At 59.2% G+C, this 25,581-nt stretch carries 26 protein-coding genes, 1 tRNA gene and 3 pseudogenes; 22 read left to right on the top strand and 8 right to left on the bottom strand.

All coding sequences use genetic code 11. The features are described from left to right. Positions 1 to 14: 14 nt before the first annotated feature. Positions 15 to 1,448 carry a M48 family metalloprotease gene (locus tag BLO80_RS25705; protein WP_092332701.1) on the bottom strand — a complete coding sequence of 478 codons (1,434 nt, stop codon included), beginning with the start codon at positions 1,446 to 1,448 and terminating at the stop codon, positions 15 to 17. A 98-nt stretch (positions 1,449 to 1,546) separates the two neighbouring features. Here BLO80_RS25705 and BLO80_RS25700 point away from each other — a divergent pair, with 98 nt between their 5' ends. Further along, positions 1,547 to 1,786: a sulfurtransferase TusA family protein gene (locus BLO80_RS25700; protein ID WP_053120054.1), complete on the top strand. Its 240-nt coding sequence runs from the start codon at positions 1,547 to 1,549 to the stop codon at positions 1,784 to 1,786. A gap of 32 nt (positions 1,787 to 1,818) precedes the next feature. Then, the gene (locus BLO80_RS25695; protein WP_092332699.1) at positions 1,819 to 2,889 is read left to right on the top strand and encodes an AI-2E family transporter; all 1,071 of its coding nucleotides are present in this window, start codon (positions 1,819 to 1,821) and stop codon (positions 2,887 to 2,889) included. Between the two features lie 131 nt (positions 2,890 to 3,020). Here the strand turns inward: BLO80_RS25695 and BLO80_RS25690 are convergent, their stop codons facing one another. Together BLO80_RS25690 and BLO80_RS25685 are read right to left on the bottom strand one after the other, a co-directional pair. Next, positions 3,021 to 3,494: a peroxiredoxin gene (locus BLO80_RS25690; RefSeq protein ID WP_092332697.1), complete on the bottom strand. Its 474-nt coding sequence runs from the start codon at positions 3,492 to 3,494 to the stop codon at positions 3,021 to 3,023. A gap of 10 nt (positions 3,495 to 3,504) precedes the next feature. Next, positions 3,505 to 4,065: a glycine cleavage system transcriptional repressor gene (locus BLO80_RS25685; protein WP_003184325.1), complete on the bottom strand. Its 561-nt coding sequence runs from the start codon at positions 4,063 to 4,065 to the stop codon at positions 3,505 to 3,507. Between the two features lie 315 nt (positions 4,066 to 4,380). On the opposite strand from BLO80_RS25685, the gene dapA reads away from it, so the two are divergent. The 8 genes and pseudogenes from dapA (at position 4,381) to BLO80_RS25645 (ending at position 10,495) form a co-directional block, all read left to right on the top strand. Then, positions 4,381 to 5,259, top strand: a complete 879-nt coding sequence (gene dapA, locus BLO80_RS25680) for a 4-hydroxy-tetrahydrodipicolinate synthase (RefSeq protein WP_092332695.1) — start codon at positions 4,381 to 4,383, stop codon at positions 5,257 to 5,259. A gap of 17 nt (positions 5,260 to 5,276) precedes the next feature. Next, on the top strand, positions 5,277 to 6,392 hold the full coding sequence (bamC, locus tag BLO80_RS25675; RefSeq protein WP_092332693.1) for an outer membrane protein assembly factor BamC: 1,116 nt from the start codon (positions 5,277 to 5,279) through the stop codon (positions 6,390 to 6,392). Between the two features lie 4 nt (positions 6,393 to 6,396). Next, positions 6,397 to 7,155 (top strand): MBL fold metallo-hydrolase, encoded by a 759-nt coding sequence (locus BLO80_RS25670; protein ID WP_060738757.1) that lies wholly within the window; start codon positions 6,397 to 6,399, stop codon positions 7,153 to 7,155. A gap of 27 nt (positions 7,156 to 7,182) precedes the next feature. Beyond that, on the top strand, positions 7,183 to 7,896 hold the full coding sequence (gene purC / locus BLO80_RS25665) for a phosphoribosylaminoimidazolesuccinocarboxamide synthase (protein ID WP_092332691.1): 714 nt from the start codon (positions 7,183 to 7,185) through the stop codon (positions 7,894 to 7,896). A gap of 83 nt (positions 7,897 to 7,979) precedes the next feature. Beyond that, positions 7,980 to 8,069 (top strand) — tRNA-Ser (locus BLO80_RS25660). Between the two features lie 315 nt (positions 8,070 to 8,384). Then, positions 8,385 to 8,669: pseudogene (locus BLO80_RS30395) on the top strand (type II toxin-antitoxin system RelE/ParE family toxin). A gap of 2 nt (positions 8,670 to 8,671) precedes the next feature. Then, positions 8,672 to 8,980, top strand: a complete 309-nt coding sequence (locus tag BLO80_RS25650; protein ID WP_092332797.1) for an addiction module antidote protein — start codon at positions 8,672 to 8,674, stop codon at positions 8,978 to 8,980. Between the two features lie 429 nt (positions 8,981 to 9,409). Next, a complete protein-coding gene (locus tag BLO80_RS25645) occupies positions 9,410 to 10,495 on the top strand; it encodes a type I restriction endonuclease (RefSeq protein ID WP_092332689.1) in 1,086 nt (361 codons plus the stop codon). 426 nt (positions 10,496 to 10,921) lie between these two features. Here BLO80_RS25645 and BLO80_RS25635 read toward each other — a convergent pair whose 3' ends face one another. Continuing rightward, positions 10,922 to 11,188 carry a short-chain dehydrogenase gene (locus BLO80_RS25635; RefSeq protein ID WP_092332795.1) on the bottom strand — a complete coding sequence of 89 codons (267 nt, stop codon included), beginning with the start codon at positions 11,186 to 11,188 and terminating at the stop codon, positions 10,922 to 10,924. A gap of 332 nt (positions 11,189 to 11,520) precedes the next feature. On the opposite strand from BLO80_RS25635, the pseudogene BLO80_RS30745 reads away from it, so the two are divergent. The 3 genes and pseudogenes from BLO80_RS30745 to BLO80_RS25625 form a co-directional block, all read left to right on the top strand. Next, positions 11,521 to 12,297 (top strand): annotated as a pseudogene (locus BLO80_RS30745) (MCP four helix bundle domain-containing protein); the annotation flags it as partial. 69 nt (positions 12,298 to 12,366) lie between these two features. Beyond that, positions 12,367 to 13,155 carry a methyl-accepting chemotaxis protein gene (locus BLO80_RS30740; RefSeq protein ID WP_371914590.1) on the top strand — a complete coding sequence of 263 codons (789 nt, stop codon included), beginning with the start codon at positions 12,367 to 12,369 and terminating at the stop codon, positions 13,153 to 13,155. Positions 13,156 to 13,168: 13 nt separating this feature from the next. After that, entirely contained in the window at positions 13,169 to 13,915 is a 747-nt protein-coding gene (locus BLO80_RS25625; protein WP_092332683.1) for a phytanoyl-CoA dioxygenase family protein, read from the top strand. 11 nt (positions 13,916 to 13,926) lie between these two features. On the opposite strand, the gene BLO80_RS25620 is transcribed toward BLO80_RS25625, so the two are convergent. The 3 genes from BLO80_RS25620 to BLO80_RS25610 all read right to left on the bottom strand — a co-directional run bounded on the left by BLO80_RS25620 (position 13,927) and on the right by BLO80_RS25610 (position 15,591). Next, positions 13,927 to 14,295: a cupin domain-containing protein gene (locus BLO80_RS25620; RefSeq protein ID WP_092204441.1), complete on the bottom strand. Its 369-nt coding sequence runs from the start codon at positions 14,293 to 14,295 to the stop codon at positions 13,927 to 13,929. A gap of 100 nt (positions 14,296 to 14,395) precedes the next feature. Further along, positions 14,396 to 15,202 (bottom strand): AraC family transcriptional regulator, encoded by an 807-nt coding sequence (locus tag BLO80_RS25615; RefSeq protein ID WP_092332681.1) that lies wholly within the window; start codon positions 15,200 to 15,202, stop codon positions 14,396 to 14,398. A 197-nt stretch (positions 15,203 to 15,399) separates the two neighbouring features. After that, positions 15,400 to 15,591: a YegP family protein gene (locus BLO80_RS25610; protein ID WP_092332679.1), complete on the bottom strand. Its 192-nt coding sequence runs from the start codon at positions 15,589 to 15,591 to the stop codon at positions 15,400 to 15,402. An 84-nt stretch (positions 15,592 to 15,675) separates the two neighbouring features. Between BLO80_RS25610 and BLO80_RS25605 the strand changes: the two are divergent. The 3 genes and pseudogenes from BLO80_RS25605 to BLO80_RS25595 form a co-directional block, all read left to right on the top strand. After that, positions 15,676 to 15,900, top strand: a pseudogene (locus BLO80_RS25605) (glycosyltransferase); the annotation flags it as partial. 222 nt (positions 15,901 to 16,122) lie between these two features. Beyond that, on the top strand, positions 16,123 to 17,046 hold the full coding sequence (locus tag BLO80_RS25600) for a LysR substrate-binding domain-containing protein (protein WP_092332677.1): 924 nt from the start codon (positions 16,123 to 16,125) through the stop codon (positions 17,044 to 17,046). A 103-nt stretch (positions 17,047 to 17,149) separates the two neighbouring features. Then, positions 17,150 to 17,515: a 5-carboxymethyl-2-hydroxymuconate Delta-isomerase gene (locus BLO80_RS25595; RefSeq protein WP_092332675.1), complete on the top strand. Its 366-nt coding sequence runs from the start codon at positions 17,150 to 17,152 to the stop codon at positions 17,513 to 17,515. Here the strand turns inward: BLO80_RS25595 and BLO80_RS25590 are convergent. Further along, positions 17,509 to 18,450 (bottom strand): LysR family transcriptional regulator, encoded by a 942-nt coding sequence (locus tag BLO80_RS25590; protein ID WP_092332673.1) that lies wholly within the window; start codon positions 18,448 to 18,450, stop codon positions 17,509 to 17,511. The genes BLO80_RS25595 and BLO80_RS25590 overlap by 7 nt on opposite strands. 521 nt (positions 18,451 to 18,971) lie before the next feature. On the opposite strand from BLO80_RS25590, the gene BLO80_RS25585 reads away from it, so the two are divergent. The 6 genes from BLO80_RS25585 (at position 18,972) to BLO80_RS25560 (ending at position 25,480) form a co-directional block, all read left to right on the top strand. Then, positions 18,972 to 20,354: a glutamine synthetase family protein gene (locus BLO80_RS25585; RefSeq protein ID WP_092332671.1), complete on the top strand. Its 1,383-nt coding sequence runs from the start codon at positions 18,972 to 18,974 to the stop codon at positions 20,352 to 20,354. A gap of 164 nt (positions 20,355 to 20,518) precedes the next feature. Continuing rightward, positions 20,519 to 22,168: a phosphoethanolamine transferase gene (locus BLO80_RS25580; protein WP_092332669.1), complete on the top strand. Its 1,650-nt coding sequence runs from the start codon at positions 20,519 to 20,521 to the stop codon at positions 22,166 to 22,168. Between the two features lie 68 nt (positions 22,169 to 22,236). Continuing rightward, the gene (locus BLO80_RS25575) at positions 22,237 to 22,878 is read left to right on the top strand and encodes a class I SAM-dependent methyltransferase (RefSeq protein ID WP_092332667.1); all 642 of its coding nucleotides are present in this window, start codon (positions 22,237 to 22,239) and stop codon (positions 22,876 to 22,878) included. A 121-nt stretch (positions 22,879 to 22,999) separates the two neighbouring features. Then, positions 23,000 to 24,133 (top strand): ribonuclease D, encoded by a 1,134-nt coding sequence (gene rnd / locus BLO80_RS25570; protein ID WP_060738742.1) that lies wholly within the window; start codon positions 23,000 to 23,002, stop codon positions 24,131 to 24,133. Continuing rightward, complete coding sequence (locus tag BLO80_RS25565; protein ID WP_092204454.1) at positions 24,130 to 24,423, top strand: YcgL domain-containing protein; 294 nt, start codon at positions 24,130 to 24,132, stop codon at positions 24,421 to 24,423. The genes rnd and BLO80_RS25565 overlap by 4 nt, the downstream gene beginning before the upstream one ends. 124 nt (positions 24,424 to 24,547) lie before the next feature. Then, positions 24,548 to 25,480, top strand: coding sequence for a D-2-hydroxyacid dehydrogenase (locus BLO80_RS25560; RefSeq protein ID WP_092332665.1), 933 nt, complete (start codon positions 24,548 to 24,550; stop codon positions 25,478 to 25,480). Positions 25,481 to 25,581: the final 101 nt, after the last annotated feature.

The following is a 25,581-nucleotide window of genomic DNA, read 5'->3' as shown; positions in this document are numbered from 1 at the left end:
TGCCTGGCGAATGCTCAGCCCATCATGTCCTTGACCATGCGTTCCTGCTCCATGAGTTCCCGCTGGCGGGCATCGATGCGCGACGACAGGGGGAAATTGGTGCCGGCGCGCCGTTTGGCGAAGTCCAGTTGCTGAATGGCCTGACGGTAGTCGCCCACCAGGGCGAAATACTCGGCACGGGCCTGGTGCAGGCCAATGATGTTGCCTGACAGCCCGCGGGTCTCGGCCACCATGTACCAGATGTCCGGATCGTCCGGGCGCGACTTGAGCAAGGTTTCCAGGGCTTTCTCGGCATCGGCGGGACGGTTCTGCTTGAGCAGCAGGTCGACGCGGACCTGGTTCAGCGGATAGTTGCCCGGGTACTGGCTCAGCATCCGGTCGACGCGGGATTGAGCGTCGGCCAGTTTGTTGCTGGTGATGTCCAGGTCTACCTGGGCGAGGTTGTAGATGATCTCGTTGGGCGATTTGGCCAGCAGCGGCTTGAGATTCTCCCGGGCGTCATTCAACTGGCCGCCCTTGATCTGCGCGATCGCCAGGCCATAGCGGGCCACGTCGTTATTCGGGTTCTCATCCAGCTGTGCCCGGAAGCGCTTGGCGCCCAGGCCCGGGGTTTCTTCGTAGGTCAGCTGGACCCGCGCGCGAATCAGTTGATAGCGCACACTGTCTTCGATGCCGCCCGGCTTCGCCTGCTCTGCGCGGTTGCGGGTGTCGGCGATCCGCGATTCGGTCACCGGGTGAGTCAGCAGGAATTCCGGAGGCCTGGCGTCGAACCGGTATTGGCGCATCAGGCGCTCGAACATGGTCGGCATGGACCGCGGGTCGTAGCCGGCTTTCTCCAGGTTCAGGATGCCGATGCGGTCGGCTTCCTGTTCGTTCTGGCGCGAGAAGCGCCGTTGTTCCTGGATGGCGGCGGCCTGGGTCCCGGCGATGGCCGCGATCCCGGCGTCACCGCCACCGGCGGCGGCAATCACGATGCCAGCCAGCAGCGCCGCCATCATCGGCACCTGCATGCGTTGCTGGGCTTCGACGCCGCGGGCGAAGTGGCGTTGTGACAAGTGCGCCAGTTCGTGGGCCATGACCGAGGCGTATTCGCCTTCGGTCTGTGCGTTGAGGAACAGGCCGCCGTTGACCCCGACGATGCCGCCCGGTGCGGCGAAGGCGTTGAGCTGCGGGCTGTTGATCAAGATGAACTCCAGGCGCCGGTCGTTGACCTGGCTGGTTTCCACCAGCTTGTACACGCTGGTTTCGACGTAGTCCTTGAGCTGTGGATCGTTGAGCTGTGAAACCTGGCTGCGCAGCAGGGCCAGCCAGGCGCGGCCCAGTTGGTGCTCCTGTTCTGGCGAGACGATGGCAGAACTGGCATCGCCAAGTGACGGCAAGTCGTCGGCGAAGCCCGGTGAGGCAAGCAGGCAAGCGAGCGTCAGCAGGGTGGGGCGCAGAAATGTCATGCACGAAGCCTTAGTTGACAAAGACCCTACTGTAGCCGGACACCGGGCCCGGGACCAGATATTCTAGGCCGCTCAACGACCTGCCGCGGAGCGAGCCCATGACTGATGCTGTAGCCCACGATGCCGAACTGGACGCCAGCGGCCTGAATTGTCCGTTGCCGTTGCTCAAGGCCAAGCTGGAACTCAACCGCCTGGCCAGCGGCAGTGTGCTCAAGGTGATCGCCACGGATGCGGGCTCGCAACGTGACTTTCGCACCTTCGCCCGATTGGCCGGTCATACGCTGCTGCGTGAAGAAGACGAAAACGGCGTCTACCGTTACTGGCTGAAAAAGGCCTGAAAAAAACCGATAGCGCCTCTTAAGGATTTTTAATGTTCAAAGTGTTACGCGATTGGATTCAGCGCTACTTCTCCGATGAAGAGGCGGTGGTTCTGGCAGTGCTGCTGTTCCTGGCGTTTACCGCCGTGCTGACCCTGGGCGGCATGCTGGCACCGGTGCTGGCGGGAATGGTGCTGGCGTATCTCATGCAGGGGCTGGTCACGACGCTGGAGCGTTTGCGGCTGCCCGGCACTGTGGCAGTCGGGCTGGTGTTTGCCCTGTTCATGGGCGTGCTGGTGGTGTTTGTCGTGGTGATCGTGCCGTTGCTCTGGCACCAGTTGGTGACCTTGTTCAACGAGTTGCCGGGGATGCTCGCCAAGTGGCAATCCCTGCTATTGCTGCTGCCTGAGCGTTATCCGCACCTGGTGTCCGATGAGCAGGTGTTGCAGACCATCGAAGTGGTGCGCGGCGAGATCGGCAAGTTCGGCCAATGGGCGCTGACGTTCTCGCTGTCCAGCCTGCCACTTCTGGTCAACATCATGATCTACCTGGTGCTGGTACCGATCCTGGTGTTCTTCTTCCTCAAGGACCGGGAAATGATCGGGCGTTGGGTGCGTGGCTACCTGCCTCGTGAGCGGGCGCTGATCACCCGAGTGGCCCAGGAGATGAATCGGCAGATCGCCAATTACATTCGCGGAAAAGTCATCGAGATTTTCATCTGCGGCGGCGTGACCTATATCGGTTTCGTGACCATGGGGCTCAATTACGCCGCCCTGCTGGCGCTGCTGGTGGGCATTTCAGTGGTGGTGCCTTACGTCGGCACCGTGGTGGTGACCGTGCCGGTGGCCTTGATTGCGCTGTTCCAGTGGGGCTGGAGCGATCAGTTCATCTACCTGATGGCGGTCTACGGGATCATCCAGACCCTGGACGGTAATGTGCTGGTCCCGCTGCTGTTCTCCGAGGCGGTGAACCTGCATCCGGTAGCGATCATCTGTGCGGTGCTGCTGTTTGGCGGGCTGTGGGGATTCTGGGGGGTGTTCTTTGCGATTCCCCTGGCGACACTGTTCAAGGCAGTGCTGGATGCGTGGCCGAGCAAGGAGCCGGTTGTAGCGCCGTTGTTGTAGCTTTGACCGATGGGGTGAGGCGGATGGCCTCATCGCGAGCAAGCTCGCTCACACACTGGATTGAGTAACACCACTTATCCCGTGTGGGAGCGAGCTTGCTCGCGATAGCGCCAGTACAGGCAGCGAAAGTTTCAGCCCTTGTCGAGGGCCTGGGCCGCCGCCAACACCGCATCTACATGCCCCGGCACCTTCACGCCACGCCATTCCTGGCGCAGCACGCCGTTCTTGTCGATCAGGGAGGTGCTGCGGTCAACGCCCAGGTATTCCTTGCCGTAGAGCTTTTTCAGCTTGATCACGTCGAACAGCTGGCAGACCGCCTCGTCCTTGTCGCTGATCAGTTCGAACGGGAACTCCTGCTTGCACTTGAAGTTCTCGTGGGACTTGAGGCTGTCCCGGGAGACGCCGAACACTTCGGTGTTGGCGGCCTGGAATTGCGCGTACTGATCGCGAAAGCCCTGGCCTTCGGTGGTGCAGCCGGGGGTGCTGTCCTTGGGGTAGAAATAGATCACCACCTGCCTGCCCTTGAGGGCGGCGAGGCTGATGGTCTGCCCGCTGGTGGCGGGCGCCTGGAAATCGGTAACCGGCTGGTCGACGGCAACGGCCATGAACGCTTCCTTACATTGGGTTTTGTGGGCGCCACGGTTCGATCAGGGCATCCAGGTTCATCGCATCGGCGAAGTCCAGGAACTGATCGCGCAGCCAGCTGATCTGGGTGCCGGCGGGCAGGGTCACGGTGAACGTGGCGTTGAGCATGGTGCCGCCGGTCTGTGGGGCCTGATAGGTGTCGCAGGTCAGGTTCTCCAGCTCGACGTGGTGGTCCATGAAGAACTGACACAGCTCATTGATGATGTCCGGACGGTAGGCCGAGCTCACGTAGGCCACATAAGGCAGGGCCTGGGGACGGTTCTCCAGGGCGGCGCTGCGCACGACGTTGACGGTAAAGGCATGCTTCTTGGCCAGCACCGGCAGGCTGCCTTCCAGGCGCGCCAGGGCGTCCCAGCTGCCGGAGATCTCGAGCACGAGTGCACTGCATTCGCCATGGCGGGTCAGGCGTGAGGTCACGACGGCGCAGCGATTTTCATGGCTGGCGCGGCACAGGACGTTAGTCAGCTCCATGGGGTTGGCGCCAAGGGCACTGATAACAAGGAATTGTTCGCGGACTGTGGGGGTGGACATGCAGCATTCCTAAAGCGATGAGCGGTCGGTACCTTTGCCGCTCGACACGGCGCCCGGCCCGGGAAAACGAACGGCTCAAGCCTTGTGCCCGGGGTTGCGCTGCATTCCGCGACAGCGGGAATGCACCAGGACAAACCCGGGATTGGGGCTCGTGGCGTCGAAAACGGAGGCTGGAAACCGGCGTATGAGCTTGTCGGTACCGATCAAAGCCTGAAGGGTAGCGAAAACCATCGCCCAGGGGAATGGTAGTTCGCTTGTACAAGCATCTTGGCGCCAGTACCATTACCGCTCTCTTTTTCCGGCAGGAGCGGTTTCATGATTGCGGGCAGTATGGTGGCACTGGTCACACCCATGGATGCACAAGGGCATCTTGACTGGGCCAGCCTCAGCAAACTCGTGGACTTCCACCTTGAGAACGGCACCCATGCCATTGTCGCCGTCGGTACCACCGGCGAGTCGGCAACCCTCGACGTCAATGAACACATCGAAGTCATCCGTGCCGTGGTCAAGCAGGTCAACGGTCGCATCCCCGTCATCGCCGGTACTGGCGCCAACTCGACTCGCGAAGCCGTCGAGCTGACCCGCAACGCCAAGGAGGCCGGTGCCGACGCCTGCCTGCTGGTCGTCCCGTACTACAACAAGCCGACCCAGGAAGGCTTGTACCAGCACTTCAAGCACGTCGCCGAAGCCGTCGACATCCCGCAGATTCTCTATAACGTTCCTGGCCGCACCTCCTGCGACATGCAGGCCGAGACCGTGATCCGCCTGTCCACCGTGCCGAACATCATCGGCATCAAGGAAGCCACCGGCGACATGAAGCGCGCCAAGGCCATCCTCGATAGCGTGAGCAAGGACTTCATCGTGCTGTCCGGGGATGATCCGACAGCGGTCGAGCTGATCCTGCTGGGCGGCAAGGGCAACATCTCCGTCACCGCCAACGTTGCCCCGCGCGAAATGGCCGACCTGTGCGAGGCCGCGCTCAAGGGCGACGCCGAGACCGCTCGGGCCATCAACGAAAAACTGATGCCGCTGCACAAGGACCTGTTCATCGAGGCCAACCCGATTCCGGTGAAATGGGCCTTGGTCGAAATGGGCCTGATGCACGAAGGTATCCGCCTGCCACTGACCTGGCTGAGCACTCCCTGTCACGAACCGCTGCGGCAGGCCCTGCGCCAGTCCGGCGTCCTGGTTTAATTGAGGAAGTACAACGCATGAAGCGAATGGCCGGACTTTCCGCACTTGCCTTGATTATCTCCAGCACCAGCGGCTGCGGATGGATCTGGGGGCCGGAAGGTTACTTCCGCGACCGTGGTAGCGATTACCTGCAAGCGCAACAGACTGCACCGATGCAACTGCCGCAAGACGTCCACGTCGCCAAGCGCCTGGATCCGCTGCTGCCGATTCCGCGCAACGTCGCGGACGACAGCGTCAAGGGCGAATACGTCGTCCCTCGTCCACAGCCGCTGTCGGCCGTGGCCGACGCCAGCGACTACACCCTGCAGAAGAGTGGCGATTCCAGCTGGGTCATGGGCCAGCATCCGCCAGCCGAAGTCTGGCCGGTGGCGATCCAGTTCTTCCAGGACAACGGTTTCCGCCTGGACGAACAGCGCCCGCAGACCGGCGAGTTCACCACCACCTGGCAGCGTTCCGATGAACTGTCTGCCGCCATGGCCAAGCGCTTGAGCGCCGCCGGTGTCGCGGCTGACAGCGAAACCCGCGTGCGGGTGCGTATCGAGCCGGGCGTGCAGCGCAACACCAGTGAAATCTACGTGGTCAGCGCCGAGCGTCCTGCCGGCAGCACCGCCGACGTGGCCTTCACCAACCGTTCGGTCAACACCGGCCTCGACGCTGCGCTGGTGGACGACATGCTCGCCAGCATGAGCCGTACGGCAGAGCAGGGTGGTTCGGTCTCGATGCTGGCGTCCAAGGAATTCGATGCGCCGAGCCGCGTCAGCCTGAGCGAAGACGGCAGCGGCAACCCGGTGCTCAACGTCGGCTCCGACCTGGACCGTGCCTGGTCGAGCGTTGGCCGTGCGTTGGAACAGGGTGAGTGGCGCGTTGAGGACATCAACCGCAGCCTGGGCCTGTATTACATCAACCTCGCCGAGAAGGCCGAGAAGAAAGACGACAAGCCTGGCTTCTTCAGTGGCTTGTTCGGCAGCAAGCCGGACAAGGAAGAGATCGAAGCCCGCGCCGAGCGTTATCAGGTTCGCCTGAGCAAGGTCGGCGAAAGCGTCCAGGTCACTGTCGAGAAGAACATCAACACCGTGGCGCCGGCCGATGTGGCCCGCAAGGTATTGAGCTTGATTCAGGATAACCTGGGCTGATCCGATGCGTTTTGCCGTTCTCGGCAGCGGTAGCCAGGGCAACGGCACGCTGGTCGCCAGTGCTGGCACGTACGTGTTGGTCGATTGTGGTTTCTCCCTGCGGGAAACCGAGAAACGCCTGTTGCGCCTGGGTGTGCACCCGGCGCAACTGAGCGCGATACTCGTGACCCACGAACATGCCGACCACGTGCATGGCGTGGGTTTGCTGTCTCGGCGCTACAATCTGCCGGTGTACCTGAGCCGTGGGACACTGGCAGGCCTGCGCAAGCCCATCGAGCCAGCCGGCTTCGTGGTCGGTGGCGAGCAACTGCGTATCGGTAGCCTGGACATCAGCGTGGTCAGCGTGGCGCACGATGCCCGGGAACCGACGCAATATGTGTTCAGCGACGGCGAGCGGCGCTTCGGACTGCTCACCGACCTGGGGTCGTATTGCGACAGGGTAATGGACAGTTACCGGGACCTCGATGCGTTGATGATCGAGTCCAACCACTGCCGTGACATGCTGGCCCGTGGTTACTACCCGTACTTCCTCAAGCAACGGGTAGGCGGGGAGCACGGACATTTGAACAACCACCAGGCCGCGTTCCTGGTGGCCGAGTTGGGCTGGCAAGGCTTGCAACACCTGGTCCTGGCCCATCTGAGCAGCAAGAACAACCTGCCGCAGCTGGCCCGGCAATGTTTCGTCGACACCCTCGGGTGCGACCCGGACTGGCTGCAACTGGCCGATCAAGATTCAGGGCTCGACTGGCGACATATCGCCTAGCCCACTACTTAGCAAGCGGAGCCCATCATGGAAAAACGTGAAGAACTCTACCGCGGCAAAGCCAAGTCGGTTTACAAGACCGACGACGCTGACCGCTTGATCCTGCTGTTTCGCAACGACACCTCGGCGTTCGACGGCAAGCGCATCGAACAGCTGGACCGCAAGGGCATGGTGAACAACAAGTTCAACGCCTTCATCATGCAAAAACTCGAAGCCGCCGGCGTGCCGACCCAGTTCGACAAGCTGCTGGGCGACAACGAATGCCTGGTCAAGAAGCTGGACATGATCCCGGTCGAATGCGTCGTGCGTAACTATGCCGCCGGCAGCCTGGTCAAGCGCCTGGGCGTGGAAGAGGGCATGAAGCTCAACCCTTACACTTTCGAGCTGTTCCTGAAGGACGACGCCAAGGGCGACCCGTTCATCAACGAATCCCACGTCGTGGCATTCGGTTGGGGCACCGCCGAGCAACTGACCCGCATGAAGGAATTGTCCCTCAAGGTCAATGACGTGCTGACCAAGCTGTTCGACGACGCCGGCTTGCTGTTGGTGGACTTCAAGCTTGAGTTCGGCGTGTTCAGCGACGGTTCCATCGTCCTGGGTGACGAATTCAGCCCGGACGGCTGCCGTCTGTGGGACAAGGACACCAAGAAGAAGATGGACAAGGACCGCTTCCGCCAGGGCCTCGGTGACGTCATCGAAGCCTACGAAGAGGTCGCCCAGCGCCTGGGTGTACCGCTGTAATCGACGCAAGCATCTGATAGCACGGAAAAAATTTCGCTCGGGGGTTCGCTTCCGGCGAATGTGCTGGTATGATGCGCGCCACTGGAGAGATGCCGGAGTGGCCGAACGGGACGGATTCGAAATCCGTTGTACTGGCGACAGTACCTAGGGTTCAAATCCCTATCTCTCCGCCATTATTGAATACGACTAAGCCCCTGAAATGGTTGAACATTTCAGGGGCTTTTTCGTTTCTGGTGTTTTGTCGCGTATGGCGAACGCGGCGACATGAATTGTGCGGCAGTACCGCGAGCGTGAACGTCGGGGCGCGGATCGCCTGACCTGTGATTTGCGCCGCGATTAAAGACTGGGACAGGCCACAGGTTTGAGTTCACTCATCATCAGATCGTGATCTGTTCCCATTTCTTCCCCTCCGTCCCGGATTGAGAATACGGAGGGATGATCGGCATCAGCATCTTGACTGCTAGTATCCAACTGGATACGGTTTGCCCATGAATTATCTCATTCAGCAAACGCAGACGTTTACTGCTTGGCATTCATCGGTTCGTGATCTGCGAGCAAAAATCGCTATCGCCCGCCCGTGCCGCAGCAGGTAACCTGGGCGATGTGAAACCTGTCGGTGATGGTGTTTCAGAGTTGCGTGTGGATGTAGGCGCTGGCTACCGGGTCTATTCATAATGCGCGGTGGAGTGGTCATCGTGCTACTGGCTGGGGGCGACAAGTCTTCACAGAGTGCTGATATCCGGCGAGCGAAGAAATTGGCAAAGGAGATTTGAGCATCAGCCAACACCTGACGAAATTTGACATGGCGGCACTACTCGATAGCGACGAAGCGATCAGTGAATACCTTTCCCAGGTGTTGGCTGATGGTGACAGCGAGGAGTTTCTCCGAGCGATCGGCTATGTAGCCAAGGCTCGAGGCATGGCGCAGATCGCTAAAGACTCCGGCATGGGACGAGAAAGCTTGTACAAGGCGTTCGCCCCCGGATCAAAACCGAGATTCGATACCGTACTCAAGGTCATTCATGCGCTAGGCATCGATCTTCATGCGCAGCCTGGGCATGTGGCTAATCATTCACCTGTCTGAAGAGTGGATTAGAGCGGAGACTGGGAACAGGCCACGATCGTGTGTTTATCTGTAATCAGCCTGCCTCTAATCGTGGTCTGTCCCCGCTTTCTTGCCGCTTTCCTCAGTGGGTTACCAAGCCCTGTCGCTGAATGTTCAGCAACATTCAGAACGTAACTCGACAGAAAATCTCCGGCGAGAGGCTTAGGGCCAGAATAGTTCTTTTGGTGCGGGTTGCAGAAGTTTCTACGTGAGGACTGAATGGTCGGATAGGGTATGGCATCGGAACGCTCAGCGTTGCCTGGGTTTAATCCTTGCCTGGCTCTCCTTATTAATTTCAAACTGTTTGGGTATCCAGCATGGACGAAAATCCAGTATCGAGACAACCTAACAAGTAGTAGCGTTAAGCCTCTATTGGCCCATTCGGGAAAATGGCTACGGAGCTAGGAAATGGAATTTATAGAACGCTTGAACGCAATGTCGGCGAAGGTGAATCAGTTAGCATCAACAATCCAAACCGAGGAAGCAACTAAGACTGCTTTTGTAATGCCATTCATTCACACCGTGCTTGGCTATGACGTTTTCGACCCATCCGAAGTCGTGCCCGAATATATATGTGATATTGGTACAAAAAAAGGCGAAAAAATTGACTACGCGATCCTGAAAAACGGCCAGATTCAGATTCTTATTGAGACTAAAAAAATTGGCGAATCGCTAAATATAAATCATGCGAGCCAGTTATTCAGATATTTCCACGTCACTACCGCAAGAATATCAATCTTAACAAACGGCAGGTTCTACAGATTCTTCACCGATTTAGACGCTCCAAACAAAATGGATGAAAAGCCATTTTTGGAGATAGACCTTTTAGATATCGACGAACACGTGATACCTGAGCTGCAAAAGCTTACAAAGTCAGCATTTGACGTTGAATCAATCATTAACGCGGCAGGTGAATTAAAGTACGTAGGACAGATAAAAAGGGAAATGGCTTCCCAGTTTACCCAGCCCGACGATGATTTTGTGCGGTTCTTTGCTTCTCGAATCTATGAAGGTGTGATCACTCAAAAAGTAAGAGAGCAGTTCGCGCTTCTCACCAAAAAAGCTGCATCTCAGTTCCTAAACGACCAAATTAACGATCGCCTGAAGTCCGCAATCAGCGGCGTTCCGCTGCTGACTCCAGCGGAACGGGTTGTATCCGAGAGCCAGCCCGAAACAAATGATGCGCCTGAGGATCGAGTCCTTACTACGATGGAGGAGTTGGAGGGTTTTCATATCATAAAAGCGATAGTGCGCACAGTAATCGACTCGAAACGGATCGCACACAGAGACACTCAGAGCTACTTTGGGATCTTATTGGACGATAACAATCGAAAGCCAATCGCCAGACTCCACTTCAATAGAAGCCAAAAATATTTAGGTGTTTTTGATAGGGACAAAAATGAAACTCGACATCCTATTGCTTCACTCGATCAAATTTATGACTTTTCGGACTCCTTAAAAGAGACGATTACTTATTATCACGGGCAGGCTTGAGGTAATAAATTCCAGTCTTTTGCCTAAAGCCAAGGACTGGAATATACGATTTACGCCGATGACTGTTTGAGGAACAGGCACATAGCTGTGGTCGGTCCCCGTTTTCCATTTTTTCAAAAAAAGCAGAAGTTTTTACGGGTGGTAACCAGGCCTTTGTATAGGAAGCTTGCCAGTGATTACAAATTTATTGAACACTTGTTGACCATCATGTGCAGCTTGTCGAACGTCAAGAAATGTCAGCTCATCGTGAGTGACTTTCTTGTGTGGTTTATCGACTTTTTTGTGGTAGCCATCGGGGCCTCCGAGGTGTGTGTATTCATGCTGATCATGCTTATGTGATTAATCGAGTCCGGGCAAACCGGAGGGGTTTGGTGCCATCGAACCATGCTCGTCTCGACGAATGGGCCTCGTGAGAGGCCCTTTGAACTAGACCGGCTCCGCATCCAAGCGCCGAGCTATGACATCGAGTACGTCGCAGCCATCCCTCAAAGGAATGCAGCACAGCTGTGCAAAATCCTGGAGGACCACTGAGTCACTCGGAATGTCCCCTCGCATGGCGAGGTTCTCTAAAAGCTGGGTGACCGCGCGAATTCTATAACCCGCCGTGTCGAGCAGGATGTGCAAAGGCGCAGAGGTATCGACGAAGAGGGGTTGATCGTCGGCATTGCTGGTAAGAGCCATGTATCTATTCATTTCAAACTCCGCTTGATTGAGGGCTTTCTTACCATTTGTCATTGAGTCGCCAAACCCAAGCCGCTCTTACGAACGACGCTTGGACTATAGAGCCCTTCCGGAGAAATCATCAATCAGATGATGAGTCAGAAAACTCCCTAAATTATGTGGGCGGAAAATGTCAGAAAACTCCCCGCAGCTATTGCCTCCCCCCGCCTTTTTTATCCCGCCCGCCCCTCTGCGCAACCTGCATGATCACAGCCCAAGGCTTTGTAACAATTGGACTAATGGTCTATAGCTCAAGGCATGGCTGCCGATAGGTAAGTTAATCCCCATGAAAGGAGTGACACCCCATGCTGCGGTTTTTTGCCGATCTGGGCTTTCGCTGGAAAATCACTCTGCCCATTGCGTTCCTGGCGCTGTTGTTGGTGCTGATGGGGTGGACGGGCATGCGTGGCATCGGTCAGGTGACTGAGTCCAGCACGCAATTGACCAAACGTAATCTGCCGGCCATCAGCCTGTTGCTCAATGCCGATCGCGATCTTTATCAGGCTTTCGTCGCCGAGCGCAGCCTGCTGGATGGTCATGCGAATGAGCATATTCAAGCGCTGAGCACCAGTCACAGCGAGAATGCGAAGCAGGCTTATGACCGCGTGCAGCAATATGCCGCGATGCAGCCCGGTGCCGAGGCGCAGGCGTTGGTCAGTCAGTTCAATGACAGCTTCGGGAAATGGATGCAGGTTTCGCGGCGGGTCCTCGAGCAGTCTGTAAGCGATCCGCAGGGCGCCAGCGCCCTGAGCTTCGGTGACAGTGAACGCCTGTTCGAAACCATGCGGGACTCCATCGACAAGCTGGGTGACCTTGAAGATGCGGCGTCGCATCGCGAAGGCGACGCAGCGATTGAAAACGGCGAGGCCGTCGGTGTGCAACAGGGTGTGATTCTGTTGATCGGCCTGCTCTGTTGCGTCCTTGTGCTTATTGTCTTGCCGTTGGTGGTGCTGAGCCCTATGCGTCGATTGCTGCACCGCGTCGAGCAGATTGCCGAGGGCGGCGGCGATTTGAAAGGGCGTCTCGAAGTACGCTCCGCTGACGAGTTGGGCCAATTGGGCGGTGCCTTCAATCGTTTTCTCGACAAATTGCAGCCGTTGATTGCCGAGGTTGGACGGGTGACCGGGGAGGTGGACTCCGCGGCGCGCGCCATGGCCGATATGGCCGCGACGAATGACCGCTTGATCAGCAGCGAACATGCGGCGCTCGATCAGGTCAGTACCGCCGCCACCCAGATGAGCGCGGCGGTGCATGAAGTTGCGCATAACGCGGTGAGCGCCTCGGATGCCGCGCAACAGGCGAGCAGTCAGTCTCGGGACGGTGCCGAGGTGGTCAGCAGCACCATCGAGTCGATTCGCCAGTTGGCCCAGGAGGTCGAAACCGCCTCGGGTACGATTGAGGCATTGGCCCAGGAAACGTCCAGCATCGGTGCGGTGCTCGAGGTGATTCGGGGGATCGCCGAACAAACCAACCTGCTCGCGCTGAACGCGGCCATCGAGGCGGCACGGGCGGGTGAGCAAGGCCGTGGTTTCGCTGTCGTGGCCGACGAAGTCAGGGCCCTGGCGGCCCGCACCCAGGACTCGACCAAGGACATTCAGGTGCGCATCGAGCGCTTGCAAAGCGGGGTCGCCAAGGCTGTACAAGCCATGCATGTGGGCAGCAGCAAAGCCCGGGACAGCGTCGAGCGCGCCGCGGGGGTCGATGAGGTGCTCAGCGGTACCAGCGGCTCTATCCAGCGAATCAATGACATGGCTGCACAGATCGCCAACGCGTGTGAAGAGCAGAGCAGCGTCACCGAAGAGATTGCCCGCAACATCTCCGACATTCGCGACTTGTCCAACGAAGCGGCATCCAATTCCGCCCAGAGCATGCAGGCCAGTCAGCAGCTTTCGAGCCTGTCGAGAAACCTGGCGGAACTGACCGGCCGCTTCCGTACCTGAAGTCGGTGGTGTCGTGTCTACTGACGACCTTCTGAGAGCCCTGCATCAGCAGGGCTTTGTCCTGATGCCCGGTGTATTGAATGCCGGGCAGATCGCCAACCTGCGCCATGCCATCGACCAGTTGAAGCCCCGGCATTGGGACTACAGCGGCGTGATCGATCATTACAAATGTGTGTTCAATCGCGACCCGTTCTGGCTGCCGTTCCTGGATGTGGCCGGTGTGATCGAGCTGGCCGAGGCTGCCCTGGGCGATGACTGTCATGTCATTGGCCAGACGGCCTGGCGTTGCCATCCGGGCTTTAAGGGGGCGCCGTTGCACCTGGATTACCTGGTGATGGCGTTGCCGCCAGACCTGTTGGCCGATCCGGCCTTTGACCTGCCGATGCAGGTGTTCACCGCGCAGTTTTACCTGGATGACCTCGATGCCGACTTGAGCCCGACCCAGGTGATTCCTGGCAGCCACAAGGCCGGTCGGGCGCCAGTAGCGGGCGAAACGCAATGGCAAGGGCGCCCCGCGCAGCCAATACTGTGCAGGGCGGGCGATGTGCTGATTCTGCGCAGCGAACTATGGCACGCCGGCAGTGACAACCGGACCGCCGACCGCACGCGGTACATGCTCCAGGTGCACTATGGCCGGCGCATGGTTGCACAGAAGTTCTCACCCTATCTGCACTGGCAGTTCAATCCTGAGGTCCTGTCGGCTGCGACACCTCGCCAGCGGCGGTTGCTGGGCGACCACCAGGAAGCCGAATACGATTGAGCCTGGCTCAGTCAGATCCAGACATCGTTGACCGCCGTTCGCTCATTGGTTTCTTCGCCGGTATTGATCACGCCGCGAGGCTCGATCAACAGCAGTTTCACTTCCCGGGCGGCGCTGGGCTTATGCTCCACACCTTTTTTGACCACGTACATCTCGCCCGGGCCAATCGTCACTGCGCCGTCGCGAAAGTCGATACGCAGCTCGCCCTCCAGCACGATGAAGGTTTCATCCGTATCGGCGTGGGCATGCCAGATGAAGTCGCCTTCGAGCCGGGCGAGCTTGAATTGGTAGTCGTTCATTTCGGCCACGACTTTCGGCGTCCACTGTTCCTGGAACAGGGTGTATTTCTGGGCGAAGTTGATGGGGGCGTAACGGGTCATCGAGGCATCTCCTTGGTGGGGTGGTGCGTCCTACTTTATTGTTCGAGCCAGCGTGCGTATTGGATGATCGTGCAGCTTTTTGCGCTGCCAAGTCGCTGCCTTAGCGCAGCATGTTCAGCCAGCGTGCCGGTGAAATACCGAAGGCCTGGGTATGCAACCGGGTCATGTGGCTCTGATCGAAAAAACCACAGGCCAGGGCCACTTCGCTCAATGGCGTACCGTGGAAGGCCAGGCGCCGGGCTTCGCTCAAGCGGCGCTGGGTGATGTAGCGATAGGGGCTGGTGCCGTACAGCGCCCGGAAATCCCGGGACAGACCCCATCGGTCCCTGCCGCTTGCCTGCACCAGATCGTCCAGGGTAATCACCTGGTCGAGGGTATCGTGGATGAACAGACGGGCACGCTCTGCAGCGGGGTAGTCGATCAGCCGCCGTCCACGCCTGTTGCCCGCCGCAATGTCGAGGGCCTGGGCCACATCGTAGATGGCATCCTCTTCCTCCAGCGGGTCAAGGGGATGGTCCAGGCTGTTCAACAATCGACGGGTCGCGATGTTGAGGCGGGGATCGCTGGACAATCCACCTTCGATGAAAGGCAGCGGCTTGCCCCCCAACACCTGCTGGATCACCGACGGTTCTATGTAGAACATCCGGTAGCGAAAGCCATCGCGGGTCCCTGCTTCGCCATCGTGCAGTTCGTCCGGGTGCAGGACGATGGTGCCGCCGGGTTGGCTATGACGCTTGCTGTGGCGATAGTTGAAGCTCTGGACGCCGGCAAGCGTGATGCCGATGGCGTAGGTGTCATGGCGATGAGTGGTGTAGCCGTGCCCACTGAAGTAAGCCTCGATGCGTTCCATTTTCCTCGATTCGGGAGCCCGCACCAGCCAGTCGCGGTTGTGGGTGGATCGAGTCATTTGCGCCGGCCTCCTGCTTTTGTCCGTATACCCTACCTGCCTGGAGACCATCGTCACAGAAAAAAGCAGAACCGGTGTAGGCGCTGTCGAGTGCAACGAGACTGCGATCTTTCTCCAGACACTTGAGTCTCAAGCGAAAGATCAGGATCAACAGATCGCAGGCCTCGCCAGCTCCTACGGACCCCGCCTGGCGCTGTTCAGATTTCTTTTACGGGCGTCTCGTCATGGACGTTCTTGATCAATCTGACGGCGTGAAGGCAATCACTCTTGTTCACATACGATTCGCCACTGGCGATCGTTTCGTGGTTGCCGGCTCTCAAGCGCCAGCGCCATTGGCCTTTTCCGCTGCTCGGGGTGCCTCGGGTCTGTCGATAGATTTCAAAATACATCGGTTCGCTCCCTGCGATTCATTCACTCAAGACATGCGTTGAACATGTGGCTGCAAGCCTAGCCGAGTGGTCGGTTTTGGCTATGGGAAATTCGTTTCCATTGGTTATCAGATATTGCTTGCGTTCGCTATGTTCATCGTGTTGCGGACCCTGATTTCCTATGCCTCGCTGGTGGTCGCGGTCACGTTCCTGGGCGGACTGCAACTGATCGGTATCGGCGTACTGGGGGAATACCTGGGCCGCACCTATATCGAATCCAAGCGTCGGCCGGTTTTCCTGGTGTGGCGCATCTATGACCCCAAGGACTGACCATGGAGTAGGAACTGTCGAGTGCAACGAGGCTGCGATCTTTCCCAAGACGCTTGAGTCTCAAGCAAAAGATCGCAGCCTTGCAGTTCCTACAGCCCCGCGTGGAATCAAGGACCAATTCTTTGGCTGGTATTGCGCAGGTGTTTCGCCTTTTTGCGCATAGACGCACAGCCCCCGGCGTTTCTACACTGCATCCAGTCGAGGAATCGGGGGGGGCAGGGGATGAACCGCAACGAATTGCGCAAGACCGACATCAACCTGATGGTGGTTTTCGAAACGTTGATGCTTGAGCGCAACGTGACGCGGGTGGCGGAAAAACTGTTCCTGGGCCAGCCGACCATCAGCTCGGCCCTCAATCGCTTGCGCAAGATGTTCAACGACCCGCTGTTCATTCGCGTCGGCCACCGCATGGAGCCGACGGCCCGGGCCGAGGAAATCATCCAGCATCTCTCGCCGGCGCTCGATTCGCTGTCGGTGGCTTTGAGCCTGACCCACGATTTCGATCCCGCCAACAGCACCATGACGTTTCGCATCGGCCTGTCGGACGACGTCGAGTTCGGCCTGTTGCCACCGCTGTTGAGCAGCCTGCGGCAAGAGGCGCCGCAAATCGTGTTCGTGGTCCAGCATGTCGATTACTGGCGCATCCCTGATTTGCTGGCGTCAGGCGACATCACCGTGGGCATCAGCCAGACGCGCGGCCTGCCGGCCAACGCCAAGCGCAAACTGTTGCGACACATTCAACCGCGCGTATTGCGTGCCGATGCATCGGACACGCCGCTGACCCTGGACGAGTACTGCTCGCGACCTCATGTGCTGGTGTCCCATACCGCCAACGTCGCCGGGTTCGCTGATGAATGGCTGGCCGAGATCGGACGCACGCGCAAGGTCGTGCTGTCGGTGCCGCAATACAGCGCATTGCCGGCGTTGCTGGCCGGCACCGACTTGATCGCCAGCCTGCCGGACTATACCGCCGTCGCCATGGCCGCTTCGGGGCACCTGTTCAACGAACCCTTTCCCTTCAAGACCCCGAACCTGGATTTGTCCATGGTCTGGCTGAGCCATGTCGACAGTGACCCGGCCGAGCGCTGGTTGCGGTCGCGGCTGGAGGCCTTCATGGGCGAACGCGTGCCCCTGACAGAGCCCTGACACCGGCCTGGGGCGAAACAAAACCTGCCTGAACGAATAAAGTCGAGGTAAGGTTATGACGGCTGAAACCCCCTCGTCATATTTTCGAATCGGAGTCGAACACATGCCTCACCTGCACATGGAGTACACCGCCAACCTGCCCGAGCTGAAAGCCGAGGTCGCACTGCTGCGAATGAACAATGCACTGGTGGCCTCCGGTCAATTTTCCGCCGAGCACGACATCAAGAGCCGGGCCGTGAAGCTCGAGACTTTTCGAGTGGGCACAGGGATCGGCGAGCAGGGTTTCGTGCACGTGAAACTGGCCTTGATCAGCGGACGCTCGCCGGAAATCAAGAAACAATTGTCCGATAGCCTGCTGGCGGTGGTCCAGGACCTGGGGCCATGGCCGGCCGGGGTCAGCGTGCAGCTGTGCGTGGAGATCCTCGACATCGATCGGGAGTCGTATGCCAAGTCCTTGATCGGTCAATGACGATCAGGCATCGTTTGGGCGCAGGCCTTGACGATCTGTTCGCGTAGCCAGGCGTTGGCACTGTCCTGATCGAGGGCCAGGCTCCACTGCATGTTCAAGGTAAACCCTGGCAGCCCCCTGGGCGCTTCGTGGTGATTGAAAATCGCCTCGTTGGCCAGCAGTTTCTGGATGCGGCGGGGCAGGGTCAGGATGAAGTCGGTGCCTGTGATCATCTTCAGTGCGGCACTGTAGCTGTTGGCGCGAGCGGCGATTTGCCGGTGATGCGCCTGCTGCGACAGCCAGCCATCCACCATGTTGGTCGCTGACGCCCAGGGCGTCGGAAACACGTGTCGGCGCTGTACGAACGATTGAAGGCTCAGTTGCGTCTCAAGCGGCGTCGCCCGTTTATCCACGACGCAGACCAGGTCCTCCTGCAACAGCTGCCGGGATTTGAAATCGGTATGGTTGCTGTGGAAGTTCGGGCCGAAGCAGATCACCAGGTCCAGGCTGCCGTCGCGTAGCTCTTCGGCGGGAATGTCGGCTTCGAGCTTGTGCACGTTTACCACTACCGGCAGATTGGCGTAATCGAAGTCTTGCAGCAGTTGCGGCAGGATCAGGTGTTCGAAATATTCCGGTGCGCAGATATTGAAGGTAATGGCTTGCCGGGTCGGATCAAAGGTTGGCCTGCCGGCATGGCACAGGTTGATGCTTTGCAAAATGCCGCGCACATGATCGTACATGCCCTCGGCCTTGTAGGTGGGGCGCATGCCGGTGCGGGTGTTGATAAACAGTTCATCTTCGAAGCAGGTTCGCAGTTTCTTGAGGCAATAACTGACGGTTGACTGGCTGACACACAATGCCTCGGACACGCCGGTGACACTGCTTTGCTCGTACACGGCGCTAAACACCATGAGGTCCTGCATGTCGAGCTTTCTGAGGGCGTTACTGTTCAGCATCCGTTCTGTCTCTCGCTGTGCTCCTTGCGCGGATCTTGCGCAAACCAGGCTGACGATCCTAACGGAACGATGGTGCCAAGAGAATGCTAGGCAGGCGCTTTCATGGTCGGGAACGGGACAGATAATGTAGGGAACACGACGTGCCGATCAACGACCGATTCGTTTGCCTATGTTTAGTTTGCGCCGATCCAAGCTCCATCAAATCCAGGTTTAACCCTCCAGGGTGCCGTGGGACGCTTGCCCGATGTGTTTCCTGTGATGCGCTCATGGACGGTTCGCCCCTGGCATTCCAATACCCTTCATACGCCGCGGTCGATCCGGTCGGCCGGTTCGCGCCTGCCATGGCCCCGGCCCTTGGTGCGTTGCCTTCCGAGCTGGCCTTTTGGGCACTCTGGCATTGTCGTCATGCGCGCCCTCCAGATACTCGTATTTCCTGTTGATCACTGATCGTGCTCGCACAACGCCGAGCACGCATTGACGGTGCTTTGTCGCCCGTCCGACATGGAAATACGAGCCTTCTCATGAGCCTTGCGAAAACTTCTTTTGCACCCGTGCAAGACGCCCTGGCGTTCCTTGCACAGAATCCCGATATCGAGCTGTTCGAGTTGTTCATCCTCGATAACAACGGCGTGCCTCGGGGCAAGTTGTTGCATCGGGACGAGTTGCTGGCGGTCTACGAAAGTGGCCGGCCACTGCCCAGTACGATTCTCGGGCTGACCATCAATGGCGACGATGTGGAAAACTCCGGGCTGGTGTGGGACGTCGGAGACATCGATTGCCGCGCCTATCCCATCAGTGGCAGCTTGCAACGCATGCCGTGGCGGTTGATTCCCACGGCTGCGGTGCAGGTCAGCATGCATCCCCAGGAAGGTGGACCGGCGACCATCGCCGATCCGCGTTATTTGCTCAGCCAGGTGATCGAGGCCCTGCAGGCCGACGGTTATTACCCGGTGATGGCGGCGGAACTGGAGTTTTATCTGCTGGATGCGCAACGCGACGACCAAGGCCGGCCGCAGCCAGCGCGGGACGCCGACGGTGGACGACCGCATGCCACACAGGTCTATGGTTTGCGCGAACTGGAGCAGATCGAGCCGTTCCTGGCCGACCTGTACGCCGCCTGCAAACTGCAAGGCATCCCGGCCCGGACCGCCATTTCCGAATACGCACCAGGGCAAGTGGAAATCACCCTCGAACATCGCAGCGATGCCTTGCAAGCCATGGATGAAGCGGTGCGCTACAAACGACTGGTCAAGGGCGTGGCCCACAAGCACGGCATACAGGCGTGTTTCATGGCCAAGCCGTTCGATCACTTGGCGGGCTCCGGCATGCACATGCATGTCAGTCTGGCGGACCGCGAGGGCCACAACCTGTTTGCCAGTGAAGCCGGCGACGGCACGCCGCTGCTGCGCCATGCGGTGGGCGGGATGCTCGACACCTTGCTCGATTCGCTGTTGATGTTCTGCCCGAACGCCAATTCCTACCGGCGATTCCAAAGCAACAGCTACGCGCCGCTGGCGGCGACCTGGGGCGTGGACAACCGCACCGTGAGCCTGAGGGTGCCGGGTGGCCCGGCATTCTCGCGGCACATCGAGCATCGTATCTGCGGCGCCGATGCCAACCCTTACCTGGCTGCGGCGGCGATATTGGGCGGTATCCATCACGGGATCCGTGAACAGTGCGATCCCGGGAAACCTGTGGAAGGCAACGGCTATGCCCAGGTGATCGAACCGCTGCCCACCGACTGGCTCACCACCCTGCGTGCGCTCGAGGCTTCGGCCTGGGCACGGCAAGCGTTTGGCGAGGCGTTCCTGGGTGTTTATCTGGCGGTCAAGCGCGCCGAATACCGTCAGTTCATGGGCGAAGTCGGAGAACAGGATTGGCGCTGGTATCTGCATCAGGCCTGAAACAGGTGCCTGGCGGGTTCCTTAAATAATTATTTAATAGCAACTTTTTCACGAAAAATTGATGGTGGGCTACCTAAAGTTTGTGTTGCCGTAGAAAACGATTTTTTCATGTTTGCTGCGGCACTTCTTTTTCAAAGAGCAACTTCAGGAAGCCGTCAACCATCATGCTGACCATTAAAGCCGTGCGCCCCGAGTGGGTGACGCTGGCCGCCAGTGCCTTTTTGTTAGTGGGCTTCAACATCGTGCTCTGGCAACACTTGCTGGCGATCACCACGGCTGACGCTCGGGGCATGCTGATGTGCGCGGCGTTTGGCGTGATGATTTTCTGCGCGTTCAACCTGGTGTTGACACTCGTGGCCTTCCGTCCGCTGCTCAAGCCCGTGCTGATGCTGCTATTCCTGATCAGCGCTGGCGTGGCATATTTCATGGCCCAATACGGCGTACTGATCGACGCCGGCATGTTGCGCAACTTCGCCGAAACCAATGCCACGGAAGTCCGTGATCTGTTGTCGCTGAAGTTGTTTGCCTATATCGGCTTATTGGGTGCCTTGCCAGGCTGGTTGTTGTTCAAGACCCCGATCAACTACCGTAGTTGGCCCAGAGAATTATTAAGTAAGTTGCTGGTTGGCGTGGCCTCGGCCGCCGTGATCGGCCTGGTCGCCCTGGCCAACTACCAAGGCCTGTCTTCGCTGTTTCGTAACCACCACGAACTGCGCTTGATGGTCGTACCGAGCAACTACATCGGTGCTTCATTCGGGTACTTGCGTGAGCAGGTCGCGTCGGCCAAGCAGCCGTTCATCACCGTGGGCGAAGATGCGAGCCGCAACCCGGCCTGGCAAACCCACGGCCGCAAATCCCTGACTGTCCTGGTGGTGGGCGAGAGTGCCCGGGCCGAGAACTTCGGCATCCTCGGTTATAACCGCGACACCACGCCGACACTGGACAAAGAGGCCGGCCTGATCGCCTTCACCGACGTGCATTCCTGCGGCACCGAAACCGCCGTGTCGGTGCCCTGCATGTTTTCCAACATGGGACGCAAAAACTACGACGCCAGCAAGGCCAGGAATGAAGAGGGCTTGCTGGATGTGCTCAAGCGCGCCGGGCTGGAGGTGATCTGGCGGGACAACCAGTCCGGCTGCAAGGGCACCTGCGATCGGGTCACGCTGCAGGATGTCAGCAATCTCAAGGACCCGGCCCTGTGCGCCAACAGTGAGTGCCGCGACGAGATCCTGCTCCAAGGCCTGCAGCACTTCATCGACACGCTCGACAAGGACACGGTACTGGTGCTGCACCAGATGGGCAGTCACGGACCGGAGTACTTCAAGCGCTATCCCAAGGAGTACGAGCATTTCACCCCGGTGTGCGAAAGCAACGCGCTGAACAATTGCAGCCGCGAGAGCATCGTCAATGGCTACGACAACACGCTGGTGTACACCGATCACGTGCTGTCGACCCTGATCGACCTGCTGCGGGCCAACCAGGACAAGGTCGACACGGCCATGCTGTACCTGTCGGACCATGGCGAGTCCCTGGGTGAATACAACCTGTTTCTCCATGGCACGCCCTACATGCTCGCCCCGGAGCAACAGAAACACGTGGCGATGCTGGCCTGGTTCTCCGACAGCTATCAGAAGTCTTTTTCGGTCGATACCCATTGCCTGCAACTGAGCCGGGAAAAGCCCTTGAGCCAAGACAACCTGTTTCACTCGATGCTCGGGCTGCTGGAAGTCAACAGCCAGGTCTACAACCGGGACCTGGACCTGTTCGCCAACTGCCGCGGCGCGGTCATCGACGGAGTGCTCGCCCGGGAATGATCGCCTCCACCTTTTTTTCACGCCGGGTTGTTTAACCTGTCCCCATTCATTCCCCAAGAGCCGTTTGTATGTCCGGGCAGCCCCCTTCCACCGTCGAGCTTGAGTTCGCCAGGCAACACGACCGGGAACACGCGCAAATGTGCTGCCAGCCGGCGCCTCGGCGCTTGCGCCTGGCGTTCTGGCGTAACGAGCACATGGTGCGCAATGCCCTGAAGGTGGCGGGTGAGCCGGGACTGGTGCTGGATGTGGCCTGTGGGGCGGGGCGGTTCTGGCCGGTACTGGCCGAGCACGCCAACCGGGTGATTCTGGCGGCGGACCCGTCGCCGGACATGCTCGAACATGCGCTCACCCACCATGGCGGCGCGTTGCTCCAGCGGGTCAAGACCTTCCCGAGTTCGGCCTTCACCCTCGGGCTGTCGGCCAACGCGGTGGACTGTATTCTCTGTCTGCAGCTGTTTCGCCACGTCAGTGCCAGCGAGCATCGCCTGGCGCTGTTGCGCGAGTTTCATCGGGTCAGTCGCGACACGGTGATCGTTTCGGTGCAAATCGAAGGACGCCTCAAGATCGGCCAGGCCCCGCAACGGAGCCTGGCCGACAAGGCTGATGTCGAAGCCGAGTTCCGCCAGGCCGGTTTCAGCGTGCTTTGGTACCAGGATTTCCTGCCCGGTTTCGCGTTGACGCGAGTTTATGTGTTGCGTAAGACCGGTTAATTCTTGATGTAGGACTATTCTTGCTTTTTCGCAGGCGATTTCTCTCAGGCGGCCGCTCTATGGATGCTCGCAATCGCCAGCGGCGATATATACTGCGCGCCATTCTTCAAGGGAGAGCCGTGTGGCCATCGATATTCACTGGATTCGCGACAACGATAGCCTCGGTCAGTTTTGCGCCGAGTGGCAGCAATTGCCATTCGTCGCCCTCGACACCGAATTCATGCGGGTCGACACCTTTTATCCCATTGCCGGTTTGCTGCAGATCGGCGACGGCAAGCGTGCCTACCTGATCGACCCCTTGACCATCGACAATTGGCAGCCCTTGGCCGCCCTGCTGGAAAACCCGGCGGTGCTCAAGGTGCTGCACGCCTGTAGCGAAGACCTTGAAGTGCTGCTGCGCCTCACTGGCAGCCTGCCCGCGCCGCTGTTCGATACTCAACTGGCCGCCGCCTACCTGAACCTGGGTTTCTCCATGGGCTATTCGCGGCTGGTGCAGGAAGTGCTGGGCATCGAGTTGCCCAAGGGCGAGACGCGTTCCGACTGGTTGCAACGGCCCCTGTCCGAGACGCAGATCAGCTACGCGGCAGAGGATGCCGTGCATCTGGCAGAGGTTTTCGTACAACTGCGCCCGAAGCTTTCCGACGAAAAATACCGCTGGGTCCTGGAGGATGGCGCCGAACTGGTGGCCAACCTGCGTCGCGAAGTCGACCCGTACGAGGTCTACCGCGAGGCCAAGCTGGCCTGGAAACTGTCCCGCGCTCAATTGGCCGTGCTGCGCGAGTTGTGCGCCTGGCGCGAACGCGAGGCGCGGGCCCGTGACCTGCCGCGTAACCGCATCATCCGCGAGCATTCGCTGTGGCCCCTGGCCCGCACCCAGCCGGATAACCTCGGCGCACTGGCGAAGATCGAAGACATGCACCCGCGTACCGTGCGCCAGGATGGCCAGTTTCTGCTGGACTTGATCCAGCGCGCCGCCAGCATTCCGCCCGAGCAATGGCCGCCGGCCGTGGCCGAGCCGTTGCCCATCGAGGCCTCGGCCCTGGTCAAGCGCCTGCGGGCGTTGGGACAGGCTGAAGCCGAGCGCCTGGAGATTGCTCCGGAGCTGATGCTGCGCAAGAAAACCCTCGAAGCGCTGATCAAGAGCGGCTTTCCCGAGGGCCCTTATCAATTGCCCGATTCGCTGCGTGGCTGGCGTCGCGAATTGATGGGCCAGGCGCTGCTCGACAGCCTGGCCACTGCCGGAGAACAGCCTTGAAACGTATCTGCTCCATCTACCGCAGCTCGAAGAAAAACGAGATGTACCTGTATGTGCTCAAGAGCGATGCCTTGAAGCGTGTTCCCGAGCCGTTGATGGCCGCCTTTGGCAAGGCGATCCATGCCTTCGACCTGGTGCTGAGTCCCGAGCGGGAGCTGTCCCGGGAAGACATCGGCAAGGTGTTGGAAAACCTCGACACCCAGGGCTATCACTTGCAGATGCCGCCGGCCGAAGATGAGTACATCGAGCATTTGCCCGAAGAGTTGTTGCGCCGCAACGACCCGGTCTGACGGCAGTGGGGGCATCTGTCCTGGGTGCCTTTTGTAATACTGGAATGGTTTATTGACGACGATCGCAGGGATGGAGCGACACTCTGCCGGCGCTCGTCTGCACTGTTTTTGAAAGGTTTGATTCATGCGCGTTCTGATTGCCGAACACGATCACTCGGTGTATGCCCAGCTTCTGCGCCAGGCTGCACCCGATATTGAAGTCCTGACCAGCGGCGATTCCGCCGAACTGTCGCGACTGGCCGCCGATTGTCCGGTCTGGCTCGGCCAGCCTGATCTGCTGGCCACCCTGTTGCGTCAGGGCCACCAGCCCCGTTGGCTGCAATCGACCTGGGCGGGCATCACGCCGTTGCTGGCCGATGGCTTGAGCCGCGATTACCGCCTGACGCGTGCGGTGGGCATTTTTGGCCAGGTGATGGCCGAGTACGTGCTCACCTACATGCTCGGCCATGAGCGCGAGGTGCTGGCCCGGTTGGTCAGCCAGGTCGAGCGCAAGTGGGACAACCGCCAGGGGCAAGGCCTGGCCGGGCGCAAGGTGTTGATCGTCGGCACGGGGGACATCGGCCAGCGTGTGGCGCAGTTCCTGGTACCGTTCGGCGTGCAGCTGTATGGCATCGCCAGCGAAGCCAGGACGTTGGCACCGTTTATCGAAGTCGGGGCGTTGAAGGACTTGCCTCGTCTGGTGGGCGAAATGGATTACGTGATCAATTTGCTGCCCAATACGCCGGATACCCATGACATCTACGACGCGGCGCTGTTCAAGCAATTCAAGCCGAGCGGGTTGTTCATCAACGTCGGTCGCGGCGTGGCGGTGGTGGATGCGGACTTGGTGCAAGCCCTGAAGGACGGGCACCTGGCCGGTGCGGTGATCGATGTCTGCCGCCAGGAGCCATTGCCACAGCGCCATCCGTTCTGGACTGCCTGGGGGCTGCTGCTGACCGGCCACAGCTCGGCACCGACCTCGCCACCGATGATGGTGCAATTGTTCCTGGAAAACCTGCGGGCCTACCAGGCGGACGAAGCGCTGCGCGGGGAAGTGGATTTCAGCCGGGGTTACTGAAGCCCATTTTCAGTGCTCACAAAAAATGAGTTCGCCACAGAGCAAAATGTGGGAGCGAGCTTGCTCGCGATAGCGGTGTTTCAGTCAACATCAAAGTGGCT

Origin of the sequence: Pseudomonas sp. NFACC56-3, assembly GCF_900100025.1 — a bacterium.
GTDB lineage: Bacteria > Pseudomonadota > Gammaproteobacteria > Pseudomonadales > Pseudomonadaceae > Aquipseudomonas > Aquipseudomonas fluorescens_AA.
Note: the sequence above shows the minus strand (reverse complement) of the source record. Positions and strands in the feature narration are given on the sequence as shown.

Coding starts and splice junctions, on each gene's coding strand:
- BLO80_RS25595 (WP_092332675.1), top strand. CDS start 17,150: ATGCCTCACCTGCACATGGAGTACACCGCCAACCTGCCCGAGCTGAAA.
- BLO80_RS25635 (WP_092332795.1), bottom strand. CDS start 11,188: ATGAATAGATACATGGCTCTTACCAGCAATGCCGACGATCAACCCCTC.
- bamC (WP_092332693.1), top strand. CDS start 5,277: ATGAAGCGAATGGCCGGACTTTCCGCACTTGCCTTGATTATCTCCAGC.
- BLO80_RS25610 (WP_092332679.1), bottom strand. CDS start 15,591: ATGTATTTTGAAATCTATCGACAGACCCGAGGCACCCCGAGCAGCGGA.
- BLO80_RS25645 (WP_092332689.1), top strand. CDS start 9,410: ATGGAATTTATAGAACGCTTGAACGCAATGTCGGCGAAGGTGAATCAG.
- dapA (WP_092332695.1), top strand. CDS start 4,381: ATGATTGCGGGCAGTATGGTGGCACTGGTCACACCCATGGATGCACAA.
- BLO80_RS25575 (WP_092332667.1), top strand. CDS start 22,237: ATGTCCGGGCAGCCCCCTTCCACCGTCGAGCTTGAGTTCGCCAGGCAA.
- BLO80_RS30740 (WP_371914590.1), top strand. CDS start 12,367: ATGGCCGATATGGCCGCGACGAATGACCGCTTGATCAGCAGCGAACAT.
- BLO80_RS25690 (WP_092332697.1), bottom strand. CDS start 3,494: ATGGCCGTTGCCGTCGACCAGCCGGTTACCGATTTCCAGGCGCCCGCC.
- BLO80_RS25580 (WP_092332669.1), top strand. CDS start 20,519: ATGCTGACCATTAAAGCCGTGCGCCCCGAGTGGGTGACGCTGGCCGCC.
- BLO80_RS25585 (WP_092332671.1), top strand. CDS start 18,972: ATGAGCCTTGCGAAAACTTCTTTTGCACCCGTGCAAGACGCCCTGGCG.
- BLO80_RS25600 (WP_092332677.1), top strand. CDS start 16,123: ATGAACCGCAACGAATTGCGCAAGACCGACATCAACCTGATGGTGGTT.
- BLO80_RS25705 (WP_092332701.1), bottom strand. CDS start 1,448: ATGACATTTCTGCGCCCCACCCTGCTGACGCTCGCTTGCCTGCTTGCC.
- BLO80_RS25560 (WP_092332665.1), top strand. CDS start 24,548: ATGCGCGTTCTGATTGCCGAACACGATCACTCGGTGTATGCCCAGCTT.
- BLO80_RS25700 (WP_053120054.1), top strand. CDS start 1,547: ATGACTGATGCTGTAGCCCACGATGCCGAACTGGACGCCAGCGGCCTG.
- BLO80_RS25695 (WP_092332699.1), top strand. CDS start 1,819: ATGTTCAAAGTGTTACGCGATTGGATTCAGCGCTACTTCTCCGATGAA.
- purC (WP_092332691.1), top strand. CDS start 7,183: ATGGAAAAACGTGAAGAACTCTACCGCGGCAAAGCCAAGTCGGTTTAC.
- BLO80_RS25615 (WP_092332681.1), bottom strand. CDS start 15,202: ATGACTCGATCCACCCACAACCGCGACTGGCTGGTGCGGGCTCCCGAA.
- BLO80_RS25590 (WP_092332673.1), bottom strand. CDS start 18,450: ATGCTGAACAGTAACGCCCTCAGAAAGCTCGACATGCAGGACCTCATG.
- BLO80_RS25620 (WP_092204441.1), bottom strand. CDS start 14,295: ATGACCCGTTACGCCCCCATCAACTTCGCCCAGAAATACACCCTGTTC.
- BLO80_RS25685 (WP_003184325.1), bottom strand. CDS start 4,065: ATGTCCACCCCCACAGTCCGCGAACAATTCCTTGTTATCAGTGCCCTT.
- BLO80_RS25670 (WP_060738757.1), top strand. CDS start 6,397: ATGCGTTTTGCCGTTCTCGGCAGCGGTAGCCAGGGCAACGGCACGCTG.